This is a genomic window from Mesorhizobium sp. M0018 (genome assembly GCF_040323955.1).
In the GTDB taxonomy this organism is placed as follows: domain Bacteria; phylum Pseudomonadota; class Alphaproteobacteria; order Rhizobiales; family Rhizobiaceae; genus Mesorhizobium.
This window is the reverse complement of the sequence record NZ_JAMYVL010000026.1, coordinates 20,059-37,369: the sequence shown is the minus strand read 5'-3', so window position 1 is coordinate 37,369 and position 17,311 is coordinate 20,059. Positions and strand designations below refer to the sequence as shown.

The 17,311-nt window shown below is 63.2% G+C and carries 20 protein-coding genes; 9 read left to right on the top strand and 11 right to left on the bottom strand.

Annotated features, from left to right (window positions below; translation table 11 throughout):
* Positions 1–8: 8 nt before the first annotated feature.
* The 3 genes from hutG to hutI all read right to left on the bottom strand — a co-directional run bounded on the left by hutG (position 9) and on the right by hutI (position 4,019).
* Positions 9–827: an N-formylglutamate deformylase gene (gene hutG / locus NKJ81_RS27595; RefSeq protein ID WP_352542364.1), complete on the bottom strand. Its 819-nt coding sequence runs from the start codon at positions 825–827 to the stop codon at positions 9–11.
* 409 nt (positions 828–1,236) lie between these two features.
* A complete protein-coding gene (gene hutH / locus NKJ81_RS27590) occupies positions 1,237–2,772 on the bottom strand; it encodes a histidine ammonia-lyase (protein WP_352542363.1) in 1,536 nt (511 codons plus the stop codon).
* Complete coding sequence (gene hutI / locus NKJ81_RS27585) at positions 2,769–4,019, bottom strand: imidazolonepropionase (RefSeq protein WP_352542362.1); 1,251 nt, start codon at positions 4,017–4,019, stop codon at positions 2,769–2,771. Before hutI ends, hutH begins: the two co-directional genes overlap by 4 nt.
* 98 nt (positions 4,020–4,117) lie before the next feature.
* Between hutI and NKJ81_RS27580 the strand changes: the two genes are divergently transcribed.
* Positions 4,118–5,467, top strand: coding sequence for a formimidoylglutamate deiminase (locus NKJ81_RS27580; protein ID WP_352542361.1), 1,350 nt, complete (start codon positions 4,118–4,120; stop codon positions 5,465–5,467).
* On the top strand, positions 5,464–6,225 hold the full coding sequence (gene hutC / locus NKJ81_RS27575) for a histidine utilization transcriptional repressor HutC (protein ID WP_352449230.1): 762 nt from the start codon (positions 5,464–5,466) through the stop codon (positions 6,223–6,225). Before NKJ81_RS27580 ends, hutC begins: the two co-directional genes overlap by 4 nt.
* Before the next feature lie 406 nt (positions 6,226–6,631).
* On the opposite strand, the gene NKJ81_RS27570 is transcribed toward hutC, so the two are convergent.
* Positions 6,632–6,976 carry a RidA family protein gene (locus tag NKJ81_RS27570; RefSeq protein ID WP_352542360.1) on the bottom strand — a complete coding sequence of 115 codons (345 nt, stop codon included), beginning with the start codon at positions 6,974–6,976 and terminating at the stop codon, positions 6,632–6,634.
* Between the two features lie 210 nt (positions 6,977–7,186).
* On the opposite strand from NKJ81_RS27570, the gene aztA reads away from it, so the two are divergent.
* The 4 genes from aztA (at position 7,187) to NKJ81_RS27550 (ending at position 10,299) form a co-directional block, all read left to right on the top strand.
* The gene (aztA, locus tag NKJ81_RS27565; protein ID WP_352542359.1) at positions 7,187–7,999 is read left to right on the top strand and encodes a zinc ABC transporter ATP-binding protein AztA; all 813 of its coding nucleotides are present in this window, start codon (positions 7,187–7,189) and stop codon (positions 7,997–7,999) included.
* Positions 7,999–8,874 (top strand): zinc ABC transporter permease AztB, encoded by an 876-nt coding sequence (gene aztB, locus NKJ81_RS27560; protein WP_352542391.1) that lies wholly within the window; start codon positions 7,999–8,001, stop codon positions 8,872–8,874. The genes aztA and aztB overlap by 1 nt, the downstream gene beginning before the upstream one ends.
* Before the next feature lie 22 nt (positions 8,875–8,896).
* Positions 8,897–9,838 (top strand): zinc ABC transporter substrate-binding protein AztC, encoded by a 942-nt coding sequence (gene aztC, locus NKJ81_RS27555; protein WP_352473647.1) that lies wholly within the window; start codon positions 8,897–8,899, stop codon positions 9,836–9,838.
* Between the two features lie 122 nt (positions 9,839–9,960).
* A complete protein-coding gene (locus NKJ81_RS27550; protein ID WP_352473646.1) occupies positions 9,961–10,299 on the top strand; it encodes a protein tyrosine phosphatase family protein in 339 nt (112 codons plus the stop codon).
* 93 nt (positions 10,300–10,392) lie between these two features.
* Here the strand turns inward: NKJ81_RS27550 and NKJ81_RS27545 are convergent, their stop codons facing one another.
* Positions 10,393–10,860: an Lrp/AsnC family transcriptional regulator gene (locus NKJ81_RS27545; RefSeq protein WP_023674409.1), complete on the bottom strand. Its 468-nt coding sequence runs from the start codon at positions 10,858–10,860 to the stop codon at positions 10,393–10,395.
* A 141-nt stretch (positions 10,861–11,001) separates the two neighbouring features.
* Here NKJ81_RS27545 and hppD point away from each other — a divergent pair, with 141 nt between their 5' ends.
* From hppD to NKJ81_RS27530, 3 genes are all read left to right on the top strand, one after another.
* Positions 11,002–12,117, top strand: coding sequence for a 4-hydroxyphenylpyruvate dioxygenase (gene hppD, locus NKJ81_RS27540; protein ID WP_352542358.1), 1,116 nt, complete (start codon positions 11,002–11,004; stop codon positions 12,115–12,117).
* Positions 12,118–12,186: 69 nt separating this feature from the next.
* Positions 12,187–12,411, top strand: coding sequence for a type II toxin-antitoxin system Phd/YefM family antitoxin (locus NKJ81_RS27535; protein WP_352542357.1), 225 nt, complete (start codon positions 12,187–12,189; stop codon positions 12,409–12,411).
* A complete protein-coding gene (locus NKJ81_RS27530) occupies positions 12,408–12,785 on the top strand; it encodes a type II toxin-antitoxin system VapC family toxin (protein ID WP_352542356.1) in 378 nt (125 codons plus the stop codon). Before NKJ81_RS27535 ends, NKJ81_RS27530 begins: the two co-directional genes overlap by 4 nt.
* Here the strand turns inward: NKJ81_RS27530 and NKJ81_RS27525 are convergent, their stop codons facing one another.
* The 6 genes from NKJ81_RS27525 to hmgA are packed head-to-tail and all read right to left on the bottom strand — an operon-like array spanning position 12,786 to position 17,212.
* A complete protein-coding gene (locus NKJ81_RS27525) occupies positions 12,786–13,340 on the bottom strand; it encodes a DinB family protein (protein ID WP_352542355.1) in 555 nt (184 codons plus the stop codon).
* Between the two features lie 4 nt (positions 13,341–13,344).
* Positions 13,345–13,638, bottom strand: coding sequence for a hypothetical protein (locus NKJ81_RS27520; RefSeq protein WP_352542354.1), 294 nt, complete (start codon positions 13,636–13,638; stop codon positions 13,345–13,347).
* Positions 13,635–14,657, bottom strand: a complete 1,023-nt coding sequence (locus tag NKJ81_RS27515) for a fumarylacetoacetate hydrolase family protein (protein WP_352542353.1) — start codon at positions 14,655–14,657, stop codon at positions 13,635–13,637. Before NKJ81_RS27515 ends, NKJ81_RS27520 begins: the two co-directional genes overlap by 4 nt.
* Before the next feature lie 17 nt (positions 14,658–14,674).
* Positions 14,675–15,028: a DUF7660 family protein gene (locus NKJ81_RS27510; RefSeq protein WP_352542352.1), complete on the bottom strand. Its 354-nt coding sequence runs from the start codon at positions 15,026–15,028 to the stop codon at positions 14,675–14,677.
* A 2-nt stretch (positions 15,029–15,030) separates the two neighbouring features.
* On the bottom strand, positions 15,031–15,888 hold the full coding sequence (locus NKJ81_RS27505; protein ID WP_352542351.1) for an MBL fold metallo-hydrolase: 858 nt from the start codon (positions 15,886–15,888) through the stop codon (positions 15,031–15,033).
* Positions 15,889–15,898: 10 nt separating this feature from the next.
* A complete protein-coding gene (gene hmgA, locus NKJ81_RS27500; RefSeq protein ID WP_352542350.1) occupies positions 15,899–17,212 on the bottom strand; it encodes a homogentisate 1,2-dioxygenase in 1,314 nt (437 codons plus the stop codon).
* Positions 17,213–17,311: the final 99 nt, after the last annotated feature.

The window sequence follows — 17,311 nt, the reverse complement described above, 5'->3', positions numbered from 1 at the left end:
ACCGCGCGTCAGCGTTCGGCCCAGGCGATCGCGGTTTCCAGGATCTTCTTCAGCGTGACGCGGATCGGCGCCGCGAATTCGGCCTCGTAAGGCACCGGCCAGTTAGCCGGTTCGCCCTTGCCTTCGGGCTCGCGCATATAGCCGCGGTTGGAGAGTTCCATCTGCAGCGCGTGGACGCCGGCTTGCGGCTGGCCGAAATGGCGCGTGATCCAGCCGCCCTTGAAGCGGCCGTTGACGACGTAGCTCTCGCCGGTTTCGGCGAGGATCTGGCCAACCGTCGCCTGCAGCGTCGGATCGGCGCTCTTGCCGTCATTGGTGCCGAGATTGAAGACCGGCAATTTGCCTTCGAAAAGGCGCGGCAGCACCGAGCGGATCGAATGGCAGTCATAGACGACGACCTTCCCATGCAAAGCGTGCAGCCTGTCGACCTCAGCCTGCAGGGCGGCATGATAGGGTACGAAGAACTTCTCGCGGCGCTCGTCGATCTCAGACGGCCCCGGCTCTTCACCCTTGCGGTAGAGCTGATCGCCGTCAAAGGTCTCTGTCGGGCAGAGCCCGGTCGTCGTCTGGCCGGGGTAGAGCGAAACGCCGGACGGATCGCGGTTGACGTCGATAACGGTGCGCGAAATCGCCGTATGCACGACCGTCGCGCCGAGGCTCTCGGCGAAGTCATAAAGCTTGTCGATCCACCAGTCGGCGTCACGGCGGCCGAGCCAGGGCGAGACCAGCCGGCTGTCGAGGCCGGCGAGATCGATGCCGGTATGCGGGATCGAAACCAGCAGGGGTGCTGTGCCTTGGGTGACGGTGAGCCAGGAGGGTGAGGTCATCGGAAGTCTCCGCGCGAAGGAACGCGACTTTGCAATCGTCCTTGAACACCGACTTCGGTTTTTATCGCTCGCAACGCATTTTGTTCTTGCTTTGTGCCGGCAGCTATGCTACTAAATTCGGTATTGTGCTGATTCGGCCCGACGACCCGCCTTTGAGGCGGGTTTTTTGTTTCTGGATTTGAAAGTTTCGGTGTTGCCGGGGTGAGGTCGGCGGGACAGCGCCCCCCTCTGTCCTGCCGGACATCTCCCCCTCCAGGGGGGAGATTGGCAGCTTCGGCGCCTCGCTCAGTCCTGCAACGCTGGAGATTGGCGAAAGCCGAGACGACAGCCAATCTCCCCCCTTGAGGGGGAGATGTCCGGCAGGACAGAGGGGGGCGCGACAGAACGCGACCTGTCACGGTGAACCGTCTCACGACATCACCCCCGGCAGCTTTACCGCGCTTGCCGCTTCGACCGCCGCGCCGCTGCGTATCATGGCGATGGCCTTCTCCATGTCGGGGTGGAAGTGCCGGTCGTTGTCGAGATGCGGCACCTCTGCCCTGACCAGCCGGCGCACCGCCTCCAGTGCCGCGCTCGAGGCCAGCGGTGCGTGGAAATCGCAGCCTTGCGCGGCGGCCAGCAATTCGATGCCGATGACGGCCGTCGCATTCTCGACCATGCCGATGAGGCGGCGCGCGCCATGCGCCGCCATCGAGACGTGGTCTTCCTGGTTGGCCGAGGTCGGGATCGAATCGACGCTGGCCGGATAGGCCTTTTGCTTGTTTTCAGAAACCAGTGCTGCCGCCGTGACCTGAGGGATCATGAAACCGGAATTCAGACCCGGCTTGGGCGTGAGAAAGGCCGGCATGCCCGACAGCGCCGGGTCGACCAGCATGGCGATGCGCCGCTCCGACAGCGAGCCGATCTCGCAGACGGCGAGTGCGATCATGTCGGCGGCGAAGGCGACCGGCTCGGCATGGAAATTGCCGCCCGAAAGTGCGGAGTCGTCCTCGGCAAAGATCAGCGGATTGTCGGTGACGCCGTTGGCCTCGGTGCCGAGCGTCTCGGCGGCCTTGCGGAGCACGTCGAGTGCTGCGCCCATCACCTGCGGCTGGCAGCGCAGGCAATACGGATCCTGCACGCGCTCGTCGCCGACGCGGTGCGATTCACGGATGGCGCTGCCGGCCATCAAATTGCGCAACGCCTCGGCCGTCTCGATCTGGCCGCGATGCTTCCTGAGCAGATGGATGCGTGGATCGAACGGAGCGTCGGAGCCCTTGGCGGCATCGGTCGACAGCGCGCCGGCGACCAGTGCCGACTGGTAGAGCACTTCCGCCTCGAACAAAGCGGCAAGCGCATAGGCGGTCGAAAACTGGGTACCGTTGAGCAGCGCCAGGCCTTCCTTGGCGCCCAGTGTCACCGGCTCCAGGCCGTGCGAAACGAAGGCGACCTTGGCGGGAAAGCGGCCATGCGGGGTAAAGCACTCGCCGACGCCGATCATCACGGCGGTCATGTGCGACAGCGGCGCAAGGTCGCCGGAAGCGCCGACCGAGCCTTGCGCCGGCACCACGGGGATAACGTCGTTGGCCAGCATCGCCTCGAGCAGTTCGATCGTCCGCGGCCGCACGCCGGAGGCGCCCTGTGCCAGGCTGGCCAGCTTCAGCGCCATCATCAGCCGGCAGATTGCGACTGGCATCGGCTCGCCGACGCCGGCGGCATGAGACAGCACGATGTTTCGCTGCAACGTTTCCAGATCGGCGGCGGGGATGCGGACGCTGGCCAGCTTGCCAAAGCCGGTATTGATGCCATAGACCGGCTCGCCCTTGGCAACGATCCTGGCGACGGCCTCGGCGCTGGCCTTGATCTTCGGCCGGCAGGCATCGTCGAGCCTCAGTGCGGCGCCGCGATAGATGGCGCGCCAATCGGCCAGCGTGGCATTGCCCGGCCTTAGCTTGAGTTCGGTCATTGTCCCCTCCAGATGCGGGCATGCAGCGGGTTGAAGCCCATGCGGTAGACGAGTTCGGCCGGGCGCTCGACGTTCCAGATCGCCAGATCGGCGGATTTTCCGGCCTCCAGCGTGCCGGTCTGCCCAAGCAGCCCGAGCGCGCGGGCAGCCTCGCGGGTAACGCCGGCAAGGCATTCATCGACGGTCAGGCCGAACAACGTCGCGGCCATGTTCATGGTCAGCAGCAGCGAGGTCAGCGGCGACGTGCCGGGATTGTTGTCGGTGGCAACGGCCATCCTGACGCCATGCTGCCGAAACAAAGCGATCGGCGGCTTCTTGGTCTCGCGGATGAAGTAGTAGGCGCCGGGCAGGATGGTCGCCACGGTTCCGGCCTTCGCCATCGCCGCCGCACCGGCCTCGTCGGTGTATTCGAGGTGGTCGGCCGATAGCGCACCATAGCGCGCCGCAAGTTCGGCGCCGTGCAGATTGGACAGCTGGTCCGCATGGAGCTTGACCGGCAGGCCCGCCGCCTTTGCGGCATCGAACACGCGGGCGATCTGCTCCGGCCAAAAGGCAATGCCTTCGCAAAAACCGTCGACGGCATCGGCCAGGCCCTCGGCGGCGACGGCCGGCAAAATCTGCTTTGCAACAAGATCGATAAAGGCGTCCTTGTCGCCTTTTGCTTCGGGCGGCAGTGCATGAGCGCCGAGGAAAGTGGTCCTGACCGTCACCGGCCGCTCACCGCCCAGCCGTCGTGCGGCGCGCAGCGACTTCTTCTCGTTTTCGAGGTCGAGACCGTAGCCGGATTTGATCTCGACGGTGGTGACGCCTTCGGCGATCAGCGCATCGAGGCGCGGCAGCGACTGGGCGACCAGCTCGTCCTCGCCGGCGGCGCGCAGTGCCTTAACCGAGGAAACGATGCCGCCGCCGGCCTTGGCAACCTCTTCATAGGTAGCGCCGGCCAGCCGCATCTCGAATTCATTGGCCCGGTTGCCGGCGTGAACCAGATGGGTGTGGCAGTCGATCAGGCCGGGCGTAATCCAGCGGCCTTCGCAGTCGGTCGCCTCGGCGTCTTTGCCAAGTGCTCTGGGGCGGAGCGCTGCCGGCATGTCGGCTTCCGGCCCGGCATAGACGATCCGGCCATTGCGCACGGCGATTGCACCGTGCTCGACAACGCCTGACCCGGGGCTGCTTTCGGCCATGGTCGCGAGGCGCGCATTGCGCCAGAGGCGAAGCTCTCCTGCCCGGCTTTTGCTCTCTGCAGCCATCATCTTTTCCGTTTCAATAGGTGACGATTATGTATATACATATGAAAAGGCACTGCAAGCGCTATCATCGCACGGCAGACCGGGATTTGGAGAAAAACGTGACGGCAATCTTTGCGGAACAGGCGCTTCTGCCCGACGGCTGGCACAGCAATGTGCGGATCGTCATCTCCGACGGCAGGATCGCCACGGTCGAGGCGAATACCTCGCTCCTGCCCGGCGACGAGCGCCGTGCCATCCTTTTGTCCGGCATGCCGAACCTGCACAGCCATGCCTTCCAGCGCGGCATGGCCGGCCTTGCTGAATTGCGCGGCCCTTCCGCCGACAGTTTCTGGAGCTGGCGCGAGGTGATGTACCGTTTCGCGCTGTCGATGACGCCGGACCAGGTCGAGGCGGTCGCGGCCCAGCTTTATGTCGAGATGCTGGAGGCCGGGTTCTCGCGCGTCGGCGAGTTTCACTATCTCCACCACGACCGTGACGGCCGGCCCTATGCTGACATCGCCGAGATGGCGCAGCGCATTGTTGCCGCAGCGTCCGAGACAGGCATCGGGCTGACTTTGCTGCCCGTGTTCTACGCGCATTCCTCTTTCGGCGGCGCTGCGCCAAGTGAAGGCCAGCGCCGGTTCATCAACGATGTGAACCAGTTCTCGCGGCTTGTTGAGAAATGCCGAGAATCCATTCGCGCGCTGAATCAAGGCGTCGTCGGCGTCGCCCCGCACAGCCTGCGTGCCGTGACACCGGAGGAACTGGAAGACATCACGGTGATGGCGCCGGAGGGGCCTATCCACATCCACATCGCCGAGCAGAGGAAGGAGGTCGAGGACTGCCTTGCCTGGTCCGGGGCGCGGCCGGTCGAATGGCTGCTTGCCAACGCCAAGGTCGACCGGCGCTGGTGTCTCGTCCACGCCACCCACATGACCGACACCGAGACGACCGATTTGGCGAAAAGCGGCGCCGTTGCCGGTCTCTGCCCGATCACCGAGGCCAATCTCGGCGACGGCACCTTTGCCGCGTCCTTGTTCATGCAGCATGGCGGCCGCTTCGGCATCGGCTCGGATTCAAACGTACTGATCGGCCTGCCGGACGAGTTGCGGCAGCTCGAATATTCGCAGCGCCTCGCCCACCGCGCCCGCAACGTGCTGGCGGTGGCCGGCGGCTCGACCGGCCGTGCTTTGTTCGATGCCGCGCTCGATGGCGGCAGTGCCGCGCTGGGCGCCGGCCTCTCGCAGATCGCAGCAGGTGCCTCGGCCGATTTCGTCTCGCTCGACGGCAAGCATCCATCGCTGGCCGGCAAGACGGGCGATGCAATCCTCGACGCCTGGATTTTTGCCAACGGAAAGATCGATTGCGTCTGGGTGCATGGCAAGAAACTGGTCAGCGGCGGCAGGCATGCCAGGCGCGATGCCATCGCCGAGCGGTTCCGCAAGGTGATGACGGCGCTTTCGGCATGAGCATGATCGGGACAATAAGCGCGGATTCTGGAAGCGCGGACGGCGGCGAGGTTCTTTCGCTGCACCAGCGCATCCTGTCGGACATCAGCGACCGGATCCTGTCGGGTGCCTGGGCGCCCGGCCACCGCATTCCGTTCGAGCATGAACTGACGGCCGAATACAATTGTTCGCGCATGACAGTGAACAAGGCGCTGTCGCAACTGGCCAAGGCCGGGCTGATCGAGCGCCGGCGTCGTTCGGGCAGTTTTGTCCGCCGGCCGCAGTCGCAGGCAGCCGTTCTCGAAATCCACGACATCCGGATCGAGGTCGAGGCACTTGGCCTGCCCTACCGCTACGAGCGCATGGCGCGAGACAGAAGGCGCAGCAGCGCCGACGACCGCGCCCTGCTGGAACTCGACGTCGCCGGGCCGGTGCTGGTGCTGGAATGCCGGCATTTCGCCGGCAAGAGGCCGTTCGCCCACGAGCAGCGGCTGATCAACCTGGCTGCCGTGCCGGAGGCCGCCGAAGAGGCGTTTTTCGACACCGCGCCCGGTCCGTGGCTGATCGGGCGCGTGCCGTGGAGTGCCGCCGAGCATCGCATTCGCGCCGTTGCCGCCGAAAAGCACATCGCGGCGGCGCTCGACATCGAGACCGGTGCGCCGTGCCTGGTGATCGAGCGGCGGACATGGAGCGCCGAGCACCCCGTCACCCACGTCCGGTTCACCTATGCGGCAGAGAACCACACGCTGGTGGCGCGGTTCACGCCGTCAACGGGGTAAACCCTCCCCCTTGAGGGGAGGGTCGCGGAGCAAATTGCCGCATGGCGGCATTTTGTGACGCGGGGTGGGGTCGGTGCGACCTCGCCGACCCCACCCCGTCTCGCAGTCTCCGCTTCGCTTCGACTACTCGCCGACCCTCCCCTCGAGAGCAGGGCTATCGCAGATGGAAAGCCGAGGCTTTCGCTCTACGACGTACCCCCACCCCTAGCCCCTCCCCACAAGAGGGAGGGAGACTTTCGTTGGCGCTGACCTCGGCAAATTGCCTGCCTTTCGGCGCCAAAAGGGGAAGTAAGGGCGCGCGGCAGCGTTCCCTCCCCCTTGTGGGGAGGGTTAGGGTGGGGGTCCATCTTCGTAAGAATCCAAATGCGATTGCCCTGCCCTCGAGGGGGAGGTTAGGAGCCGCCTCTCAAATCGCCGCGGTAACAATAATCTCGACCAGATATTCCGGTCCGGCAAGTTTCGCTTCGCCGGTGGCGCGGGCCGGCGTGTTGCCTTGCGGCACCCATTTGTCCCACTCCGCGTTCATCTCGGCAAAGGTGCTCATGTCGGCCAGCCAGATGATCGCCTGCAGGATCTTGGTTTTGTCGGTGCCGGCCTTGGCCAGCAATTCGTCGATCGCCGCCAGAATGTCCCTGGTCTGGGCACCGACGTTTCCGCCCGGCTTGCCGACCTGACCGGCCAGATAGACGGTGTTGCCGTGGATGACGATCTGGCTCATGCGCTGGCCTACATCGATACGACGAATGCTCATTGGATATTCCTTCTCCTCTTGTCGCTGCGCCTGTTTAGGGGCCGGGTTCGTCGGGGGCAAGGCCGCTCGAGCGGAACTTCTTGAGCAAGCCAAAGCACACAACAAGACGGCCCGGCCGCAATTCCGCCCGATTGGCTTGTTGACTAATGTAATAACATCACATATCGAATCCGCCCCTGCAGCACCGATCATCGCCCCATGGATCGTCACATGAGCCAAACCTGCCTGACCTTCCGCGACCTGACGCTGGGCTACAATAGCCATCCTGCGGTCCACCACCTCAATGGAACAATCCGCAAGGGATCGCTGACGGCGGTCGTCGGCGCCAACGGCTCCGGCAAGTCGACGCTGATGAAGGGCATTGTCGGCGTCCTGAAGCCGATGGCCGGCACGGTGATCCGGGCGCCCGGCGTACGCGCCGCCTATCTGCCGCAGCAATCGGAACTCGACCGCTCCTTTCCGGCCCGGGTCGTCGACCTGGTTTCGCTTGGCCTGTGGCCGCGGCGCGGCATGCTCGGCCGCTATACAAGGGAAGACCGCGACTCGGTCAGCAAGGCGCTGATGGCCGTCGGCCTAGGCGGTTTCGAGAAGCGCCCGATCGACACACTGTCGGGCGGCCAGCTGCAGCGCACGCTGTTTGCCCGCGTGCTGTTGCAGGATGCCGAGCTCATCCTGCTCGACGAGCCGTTCAACGCCGTCGATGCCAAGACGGTCGGCGACCTGATCGCGCTGATCAAGCGCTGGCACGGCGAGGAACGCACGATCATGGTTGTGGTCCACGATCTCGATCTGGTGCGGCAGAATTTCCCCGAAACACTGCTCCTGGCGCGCCAGCCGATCGCCTGGGGCGAGACCAAAGAGACGCTGCGGCCTGAGAATCTGTTGCGCGCGCGCCGCTTCCACGAAGCCTGGGAGGACAACGCGCCATGGTGTGAGCCCGGCGAGCATGATCACGAGCACGGTGGCCACGAGCACAGCCATGACCACGAGCATTATCACGGCTCCGGGCCGAGGGCAGCATGATGGAGGTGCTTTACGGTCTGTTCGTCGCTCCTTTCGCCGACTACGCCTTCATGCAGCGGGCGCTTGCCGGTTCGATGATGCTGTCGCTCGGCGCCTGCCCGGTCGGCGTGTTCCTGATGCTGCGGCGCATGAGCCTGTCCGGCGATGCCATGGCGCATGCCATCCTGCCGGGTGCCGCCGCCGGCTTCCTGTTCTATGGCCTGGAGATCCTGCCGATGACGATCGGCGGACTGATCGCCGGCATCATCGTGGCGCTCGGCGCCGGCGCCGTCTCGCGCTTCACCATCCAGCGCGAGGACGCCTCGATGGCGGCCTTCTACCTGATTTCGCTGGCCATCGGCGTGCTCATGGTGTCGATCCGCGGCTCCAGCGTCGATCTCATGCATGTGCTGTTCGGCACCGTGCTGGCGCTCAACAACGAGGCGCTGACGCTGATCGGCGGCATCGTCGTGGTGACGCTGGTCAGCCTCGCCACCTTCTGGCGGGCGCTGGTCGCCGAATGCCTCGACCCTTTGTTCCTGCGCTCGGTCAGCCGGATGGGCAGCCCGGTGCATTTCATCTTTCTCGGCCTCGTCGTGCTCAACCTCGTCGGCGGCTTCCAGGCGCTCGGCACCTTGCTGTCGGTCGGACTGATGATGCTGCCGGCAGCGGCGGCCCGCTTCTGGACCTCGCGCGTCGAGCCGATGTGCGTGCTGGCCACAGTAATCGGCTTTGCCTCCTGCATTGCCGGGCTGCTGTTGTCCTACCATGCGTCATTGCCCTCCGGCCCGGCCATCATCCTGTCCGCCGGCGTCGTCTATTTCGCCTCGATCCTGTTCGGCACGCGCGGCATCCTGCGCGCCCGCATCGTCCATCACCGCCACAGAACTGCCTGATCCCAACAAGGAGAAACTGTCCATGCTGAAATCGATCCGCGCCGCTTTGGCCGTGAGCGTTATAACATTAACCGCCTTTGGCGCATCTTCGGCCTTCGCAGAGCCGTTGAAAGTGGTCGCCAGCTTCACGATCATCGCCGATTTCGCCAAGAATGTCGGCGGCGACCGCATCGATCTGACCACCATCGTCGGGCCGGACGGCGACGCCCACGTCTACGAGCCGAGCCCCGCCGATGCTGTGACGATGGCCAAGGCCGACATCGTGCTGGTCAACGGCCTGCATTTCGAAGGTTTTCTGCAGCGCCTGGTCGACGCCAGCGCCACCAAGGCTTCGATTGCCGTGCTGACCAAGGGGGTCACGCCGATCAATTTCAAACCCGAATTCGCCGAGGCCGATGCCGCCGAAGGCGCGGAAACCGATGGCGGCAAGACGGTCACCGATCCGCATGCCTTCCAGTCGATCGCCAATGCCAAGATCTATGTGAAGAACATCGCCGACGCCTTTTGCACGGCCGACGCTGCGGGTTGCGACAGCTACAAGGCCAATGCAGCCGCTTATACGCAAAAGCTCGAGGCGCTTGAGGGCGAAGTGCAGGCGGCGATCCAGTCGATCCCGCAGGAGAAGCGCGTCGTCATCACCTCGCATGACGCCTTCGGCTATTTCGAGCAGGCCTACGGCTTGACGTTCCTGGCCCCGGAAGGCGTGTCGACCGAGTCGGAGCCCTCCGCCGCCGACGTCGCCAAGCTGGTCAGCCAGGTGAAGCAGGACAAGGCGGCGGCGATCTTCGTCGAGAACATCACCAACCCGCGGCTGATCGAGCAGATCGCCAGCGAGACCGGCATCAAGGTGGGCGGCACGCTCTATTCCGATGCGTTGTCGCAGCCCGACGGCCCGGCCGCGACCTATATCGACCTGATGCACAACAACATCGCCCAGATCAAAGGCGCGATCCTCGGCAGCTGAGCTGTCTAGTCACTCCATCCGGTCGGGCTGAAATTGCCCGGCCGGATTTCTATCTAATGGCTGTTGCCGACCGGGTCCGGGAGTGGCAAGACTGCCGCTAGCCAGATTGTGAGGACACTGCCATGGAATACCGTCAGATCAGCGAGGACTATTCGGTCTCGGGCCAGATCCAGCCCGAGGATGTCGCGACCATCAAGGCCGCCGGCTTCAAGAGCGTGATCTGCAACCGGCCGGACGACGAGCAGCCCGGCCAGCCATCGGCCGACACCGTCAAAGCGGCGGTCGAGGGCGCCGGGCTCGCCTTCCGCTACATCCCTGTCATCAGCGGCCAGATCACGGCCGAGAATGTCGAAGACCAGGCCGAGGCGCTTGACGAACTCGAAAGCCCGGTCTTCGCCTATTGCCGCTCCGGCGCCCGCTGCACCAATCTCTATGGGCTGATCAAGCAGTCGAAGGGGTGAGAGGCCTCACGTTCCGAGCGGAGGAAGTCAAGTTCCGCACTGTGGCGATCCTTCATACCCCCCTCCGCCATATCTAACGAAAAGCCGTCTGGGCTAAATCGGCAGCGCGCCGGTTTCCTTCAATGTCTCAAGCACGATCGCCGTCTTCACGTGCTGCACCGATTCGTGCGGCAGCAGCACGCCGTTGACGAACTCCGACAATGATTTGAGATCGGGCGTCACCACTTTCAATATATAATCCATCTCGCCGGTCAGCGCGTGCGCTTCCTGCACTTGCGGCAGCCGCGCCACCAATTCGCCGAAGCGCCGCGCATTGTCGCGGTTGTGGGTGGCGAGCGTCACCGAGATGACATTGACCAGGGAAAAACCGAGCTTGTCGCGGTCGAGCACCGCCCGGTAACCCTTGATATAGCCGTCCTCCTCCAGCCGCTGGCGACGACGCGAGCACTGCGACGCGGACAGGTTCACCCGTTCCGACAGATCGTTGTTGGTCAGCCGTGCATCGCCCTGCAATAGAGCCATTATCTTGCGGTCAAACTGGTCGATGCGCGCCTCATCCATGGATTTTTCCAAACATATGCACAATTCACGCATTATCTGATCATTTCAAGCGTTTGAATGCAAGCACCATGCACCGCGTCCGCGTTATCATTGTGTTGAGATGGCTTTTCCCGGCCAACAACAGCTTTGGAGGACACTGCCATGGGTCCCTTCCCGCACGACGCACCGCCCGCCACGATCAGCAAAACCAATCCCGCCGGTACCGACGGCTTCGAGTTCGTCGAATTCGCGCATGCCAAGCCGGAAAAGCTCGCCGAGTTGTTCACCCGCATGGGCTATGTGCCGGTGGCCAAGCACCGCAGCAAGGACATCACCGTCTGGCGGCAGGGCGACATCAACTATGTCGTCAATGCCGAACCCGGCTCGCATGCCATGAAATTCGTCGACAAGCACGGCCCTTGCGCCGCCTCGATGGCGTGGCGGGTGGTCGATGCAAGGCATGCCTTCGATCACGCGGTGGCCAAGGGCGCGACGCCCTATGAAGGCAACGACAAGACGCTCGATGTGCCGGCGATCGTCGGTATCGGCGGGTCTCTGCTCTATTTCATCGAAACCTACGGCGAGAAGGGCTCGGCCTATGATGCCGAGTTCGACTGGCTGGGCGAGCGTGACCCGAAGCCGGAAGGCGTCGGCTTCTATTACCTCGACCACCTCACCCACAATGTCTATCGCGGCCAGATGGACAAATGGTGGGATTTCTATCGCGACCTGTTCGGCTTCAAACAGATCCATTTCTTCGACATCGACGGCAAGATCACCGGCCTGGTCAGCCGCGCCATCACCTCGCCCTGCGGCAAGATCCGCATTCCGCTCAACGAGTCCAAGGACGAGACCAGCCAGATCGCCGAATATCTGAAGAAGTATAATGGCGAGGGCATCCAGCACATCGCCGTCGGCACCGACGACATCTACGGCGGCACCGACAGGCTCGCCGCCAACGGCCTGAAGTTCATGCCGGGCCCGCCGGAGACCTATTACGACATGTCTTATGCCCGCGTGAACGGCCATGAAGAGCCGATCGAGCGCATGAAGAAGCACGGTATCCTGATCGACGGCGAAGGCGTCGTCGACGGCGGCACGACCAAGATCCTGCTGCAGATCTTTTCCAGGACAGTGATCGGCCCGATCTTCTTCGAGTTCATCCAGAGGAAGGGCGACGAAGGCTTTGGCGAGGGCAATTTCCGCGCCTTGTTCGAATCGATCGAGCAGGACCAGATCAAGCGCGGCGTGCTGAAGGTGGACGGCAAGGCAGCGTAGCCAACTCGGCCGAGGTGCCTTGTGGTTTGATCAATTATGACCTAAATTCTGGTCATAAGAGGTCTGACCATGAATGTTTCAATTGCCGAAGCCAAGGCCAAATTGTCGGAACTCGTCAGCCGCGCGGAAGCCGGCGAGGAGATCGTGCTCACACGCCACGGCAAGGCGGCGGCGCGTATCGTACCTCCGGCAGTGGCCGAACCCCTGCCGCGTATAGGCGCGTTGAAGGGCAAGATCCGGATTGCGGACGATTTTGATGAACTCGGTCCCGAGTGGGATGAGTACGTGAAATGACGGTCGGCCCGTTTCTCGCCGACACACACATCATCCTCTGGTCGATTTCGGACGATCGACGTCTTAGCGAGCACCACCGCGTCATTCTGGCTTCGGAAGCGGTGGTGTTCGCGAGCGCGGCAAGCGTCTGGGAAATTGCCATCAAACGTTCGATCAGAAAACTTAATGCGCCGGACGATCTGCCAGCGCTGCTTCCAAGGATGCAATTTCAGCCGCTCGCCGTAACCTTCCAGCACGCGAACGCCGTCGGCGGCCTACCCCACCACCATGGTGATCCGTTCGACAGACTTCTGATTGCGCAGGCGCAAGTGGAGAACCTCACCATCCTGACATCCGACCCGCATTTCGCTCGTTACGATGTGGCTTTGGCATGATTATCCAAGCAGTTGGTCTCGCAAGCCCAGCCGCTCAACCTCCGCTTTCCTGAGTTTCAGATCATAGCCGAGCAAGAACTCGTCGAGTTGCGGCGGTTTCACCGAGGTGCCGGATAGCATCGCGTGCACCTGGCCGCGATGATGGATGTCGTGGATGAAGAGATGGGCGAGCAGGTCACCGATCCGTTCCGGTATCATGCCGTCCTCGCGCCGGTCGGTGAGAACGCGGCGCTCGAGATCGTCCGCCGACAGGCGGCCGCAAAAGGCGATCAGCCGCCGATCGGCCTCCGCCTGTGCAACAAAAAGCGCCTTGGCATCATTGAACGGCACAAAATCGTCATGGGCGGCGGCGCCGACGCCGCCCTCTTCGAGAAAATCGAGATAGAGGTGATCGACCGCCAGGATGTGGTTCAGCGTTGCCTTGATCGACGGAAAGAAGCTCGTCCGTTCGGCTTCGAATTCGCCGGGCTCAAGCTGCAGCACGGCGCGGTAGAGCCGGTCGTTGGACCACAGATTGTTGGCTGCCATGCGCCGGAAATGGTTCAGCAGGTCCATGACTTCACGGCGCGACCCGGAATAGCGACACACCCGCCCATAGAAGCGCAAACCCAGCCAAAACAGTCAGCAGCAGCCCGATCATGCGCCGCCGCATGGCTTGCGTTTCCTGGTCCAGCGCGACATTCGTGTTGGTGACGGTGTGGAACATCATCGCCTTGCGCGGAAAGCCGCTGCGGTTGGTCAGGCCGGGCGAGCGCGCCTCGATGCGATAGCTCAGCCGGATCGCCAGGATGAAGATCGCCAGCATGACAAGGGCCCAGACACCGCACAGCAGATAGAATGTCTCGCCCGTCATTCTCTTGCCCCCTCGTACTTCTCGACCTTCTGCTCGATGGCGCCGAAGATCGAATGCCCGCCCCTGTCCTTCATCTCGATGCGCACGCTATCACCAAAGCGCAGGAACGGCGTTTTCGGTCCGCCGGTTTCGATGGTCTCGATCATACGCAGCTCGGCGACGCAGGAATAGCCGGCACCGCCCGCCGAGACAGGCTTGCCCGGCCCGCCGTCGAGCTTGTTGGAGACGGTGCCCGAACCGATAATGGTGCCGGCGGCCAGCGGCCGCGTTTTTGCGGCGTGAACAATCAGCGCCGGAAAGTCGAAGGTCATGTCGATGCCGGCGTTCGCCCGGCCGAACGGTTTGCCGTTGAGATCGACCAGCAGCGGCAGGCTGACCTTGCCGCCGTCCCAGGCATCGCCCAGCTCGTCCGGCGTCACCGCAACCGGCGAAAAGGCCGATGACGGTTTCGACTGGTAGAAGCCGAACCCCTTGGCGAGCTCGGGTCCGGTCAGGCCGCGCAGCGTTACATCGTTGACCAGCATGACGAGCCGGATCGCCGCCCGCGCCTCATCGAGGCTTGCGCCTATCGACACATCGTCGACGATGACGGCGACCTCTCCTTCCATATCGATGCCCAAGGCCTCGTCGGCCATCCGGATCGGGTCGCGCGGTGCGAGAAAGGAGTCTGAGCCGCCCTGGTAGATCAGCGGGTCGGTCCAGAAGCTTGGCGGCATCTCGACGCCGCGCGCCTTTCGCACCAGCTCGACATGGTTCACATAGGCCGAGCCGTCGGCCCATTGATAGGCGCGCGGCAGCGGCGAATGGGCGTCATGCTCGTGAAAGCGGACAGACGGCACCGCATTATTCTCAAGCGATTCGGCCATGGCAGCGAGATGCGGCGCGATGCGATGCCAGTCGTCGAGTGCGGCCTGCAGCGTCCGCACCAGGAACGAAGCGTCGGTAAACCGCGTCAGGTCGCGCGAGACGACGACGAGCTTTCCATCGCGCGTCCCGTCCTTCAATGTGGCAAGCTTCATGCGTCCTCCCTATGCGTTTATTCGTAGTATTTGCCGGCATAGATAATTCTGGCCGCGGCTTTCCAAGGATTTTCATCCGCTAGAAACGCCGGGTCGCCGCGCCGACTGTCTTTGCTCCAGGTGACGGCCCAAGCGACAGCCGACTCAAGAAAAGTGGCTAACGAATTGTTTTCCCAGCCATTCCAGCTGATGTCAGGTCCTGCCGACCGCAACGCCTCCTTACGGTCGGCGTCCTCACGGTCGTTTCGCAGCGCATCGAGGAACCGGACGAAAGACGGCAGGTCTTCCACCCTGTCGAGAAACAAGGAGAGCTGCGCCCAGGATGTCTCCTCGGATTTTCGCACCTCTTCCGAAAGCTTGTCGTTGGCCATCTTCACTCCCCAAGCCCCACAACAAGGCCGTCGCGGGCGATCGTCAAGTCGCCGGCCCATGTTTTCCTGACGGCGGCAATCCAGTCGGCCTCGCCGATCTCGGGATCGTCGGCCGGAATGAGGTGGTTGACGACTAGCCTTTTGACTTTGGCATCACTAGCAATGCGGCCCGCCTCTTCGGCAAAGCTATGGCTGGCAAGCAGGTGTTCCCTCAGCCTTGCGCCGTTGCCGGTCTTCGCGACCAGCCGCTCGATGCCTTCTTCCAGCATGGCCTCGTGGACCAGAATGTCGGCGCCCTCGGCGAAATCCGCCAATGGCGGAAAGAACGCCGTATCCGACGAAAAGACGATGCCTTGCCCCGCATGATCGAAGCGCAGCGCAAAGCAGTCCGTCACCGGCGGGTGGTCGACACGCAGCGCCGATATTTTGAGACCGCGCTCTGCGGCCACCTGGCCTTCACCAAATTCGACGATCGAGACCAGGTCGCGGAGATCCGGCCTGCCTTCATCGGCGATGCGGATCTCGATGTCGAACTCCATCGCCTGGCAAAAGCGCTGCCAATAATGGCCGATGCCGGGCGGGCCGAACAAAGTGACGGGCGCCGCCAGGCCGGCGGTCCAGGCGGTGTGGATGAGAGGTCCGAGTTCCAGAACATGGTCGGAGTGCAAATGCGTGATGAAGATCAGGTCGAGCGCCTTCAGGCTGATGCCGGCATCGGTCAGCCCGCGCGTTACGCCCAGCCCGCAATCGACGACGATGGTGCGGCCGCCAATCTCCAGCAGCGACGAACTCGGCCACGGGCCGCCGGGTCGCAGCGCCGGGCCACCCTTCGAACCCAGAAGCACCAGACGATCCGTCACGCGACGGCGCTCAAGACCAGTCGCCCTCTGGCGTGCCGTTGAAGCGCTTCTTCAGGCCGGCCCAGCAGTCGATGTAATTGTCCTGCCGGGTTTCGAGCTCGGCGCCATAGCGGGTCACCATCTGCGGAAAGCGTGTCTCGAACATGAAGGCCATGGTGTTGTCGAGCTTGACCGGTTTCAGCTCCGCTCGCGAGGCTTTTTCGAAGCCAGACGCATCGGGTCCGTGAGCCAGCATCATGTTGTGCAGGCTGATGCCGCCGGGCACGAAGCCCTCTTCCTTGGCATCGTACTGACCATGAATCAGGCCCATGAACTCGCTCATGATGTTGCGGTGATACCAGGGCGGGCGGAAAGTGTTTTCCGCCACAAGCCAGCGCGGCGGGAAGATGACGAAATCGATATTGGCGGTGCCTTCCTCGCCGCTCGGCGCGGTCAGCACGGTGAAGATCGACGGATCGGGGTGGTCGAACAGGATTGCGCCGACCGGCGAAAAGGTCGCAAGATCATATTTGTAGGGCGAATAATTGCCGTGCCACGCCACTACATCCAGCGGCGAATGGTCGATTTCGGTGACATGGAACTGGCCACACCATTTCGCGATCAGCCGACAGGGCGTGTCCTTGTCCTCGAACCAGGCGCAGGGCGTCTTGAAATCGCGCGGATTGGCCAGGCAATTGGCGCCGATCGGGCCGCGATCCGGCAGCGTCAGCTTGGCGCCGTAATTTTCGCAGACATAGCCGCGCACTTGCGGATCGACCAGTTCGACCTTGAACACCAGGCCGCGCGGCAGCACGGCAATCTCGCCCGGCCTGAGTTCGATAACACCCATCTCGGTGACGAAGCGCAAGGCTCCAGCCTGGGGCACGACCAGCAACTCGCCGTCGGCGTTGAAGAAATGATCGTCGACCATCGAGCGATTGGCGACATAGACGTGTGCCGCCATGCCGGTCTGGCCGAGCACGTCGCCGGCGGTGGTGATCGAGCGCATGCCGGCGATGAAATCGGTCGGTTCCTTCGGCATCGGCACGGGGCTCCAGCGATACTGGCCGAGTGCGAGCTGATGGTCGCCGACGTTCGGCGCGCTTTTCCAAAGCGGATAATTCGCCGCTTTGAAGCGACCGGTGTGCCTGACGCTCGGCCTTATCCGATAAAGCCAGGAGCGCTCATTGGTGCCGCGCGGCGCGGTGAAAGGAGAGCCCGAAAGCTGCTCGGCATAGAGGCCGTAGGCCGGCCGCTGCGGCGAGTTTCGCCCTTGCGGCAGCGAGCCCGGCAGAGTCTCGGTCTCGAAGTCGTTGCCGAAACCCGGCATGTAGGAATAGGCCATGGAATCCTCCCGAATTCATGGTCTCGGAGCATCGTTTGCGCATCCGCAAAGATGCTCCGAGTTGACCATACCGGTTTCATTTGTAACCATTGAAAATGT

Excerpts from the sequence above, each read along its gene's own strand:
- aztB (WP_352542391.1), top strand. The coding sequence starts at position 7,999 with ATGGAGGTGCTTTACGGTCTGTTCGTCGCTCCTTTCGCCGACTACGCC.
- hutG (WP_352542364.1), bottom strand. The coding sequence starts at position 827 with ATGACCTCACCCTCCTGGCTCACCGTCACCCAAGGCACAGCACCCCTG.
- NKJ81_RS27570 (WP_352542360.1), bottom strand. The coding sequence starts at position 6,976 with ATGAGCATTCGTCGTATCGATGTAGGCCAGCGCATGAGCCAGATCGTC.
- hutI (WP_352542362.1), bottom strand. The coding sequence starts at position 4,019 with ATGGCTGCAGAGAGCAAAAGCCGGGCAGGAGAGCTTCGCCTCTGGCGC.
- aztA (WP_352542359.1), top strand. The coding sequence starts at position 7,187 with ATGAGCCAAACCTGCCTGACCTTCCGCGACCTGACGCTGGGCTACAAT.
- NKJ81_RS27520 (WP_352542354.1), bottom strand. The coding sequence starts at position 13,638 with ATGACGGGCGAGACATTCTATCTGCTGTGCGGTGTCTGGGCCCTTGTC.
- NKJ81_RS27530 (WP_352542356.1), top strand. The coding sequence starts at position 12,408 with ATGACGGTCGGCCCGTTTCTCGCCGACACACACATCATCCTCTGGTCG.
- hutH (WP_352542363.1), bottom strand. The coding sequence starts at position 2,772 with ATGACCGAACTCAAGCTAAGGCCGGGCAATGCCACGCTGGCCGATTGG.
- NKJ81_RS27550 (WP_352473646.1), top strand. The coding sequence starts at position 9,961 with ATGGAATACCGTCAGATCAGCGAGGACTATTCGGTCTCGGGCCAGATC.
- NKJ81_RS27510 (WP_352542352.1), bottom strand. The coding sequence starts at position 15,028 with ATGGCCAACGACAAGCTTTCGGAAGAGGTGCGAAAATCCGAGGAGACA.
- hutC (WP_352449230.1), top strand. The coding sequence starts at position 5,464 with ATGAGCATGATCGGGACAATAAGCGCGGATTCTGGAAGCGCGGACGGC.
- NKJ81_RS27525 (WP_352542355.1), bottom strand. The coding sequence starts at position 13,340 with ATGGACCTGCTGAACCATTTCCGGCGCATGGCAGCCAACAATCTGTGG.
- hmgA (WP_352542350.1), bottom strand. The coding sequence starts at position 17,212 with ATGGCCTATTCCTACATGCCGGGTTTCGGCAACGACTTCGAGACCGAG.
- NKJ81_RS27545 (WP_023674409.1), bottom strand. The coding sequence starts at position 10,860 with ATGGATGAGGCGCGCATCGACCAGTTTGACCGCAAGATAATGGCTCTA.
- NKJ81_RS27535 (WP_352542357.1), top strand. The coding sequence starts at position 12,187 with ATGAATGTTTCAATTGCCGAAGCCAAGGCCAAATTGTCGGAACTCGTC.
- NKJ81_RS27515 (WP_352542353.1), bottom strand. The coding sequence starts at position 14,657 with ATGAAGCTTGCCACATTGAAGGACGGGACGCGCGATGGAAAGCTCGTC.
- aztC (WP_352473647.1), top strand. The coding sequence starts at position 8,897 with ATGCTGAAATCGATCCGCGCCGCTTTGGCCGTGAGCGTTATAACATTA.
- hppD (WP_352542358.1), top strand. The coding sequence starts at position 11,002 with ATGGGTCCCTTCCCGCACGACGCACCGCCCGCCACGATCAGCAAAACC.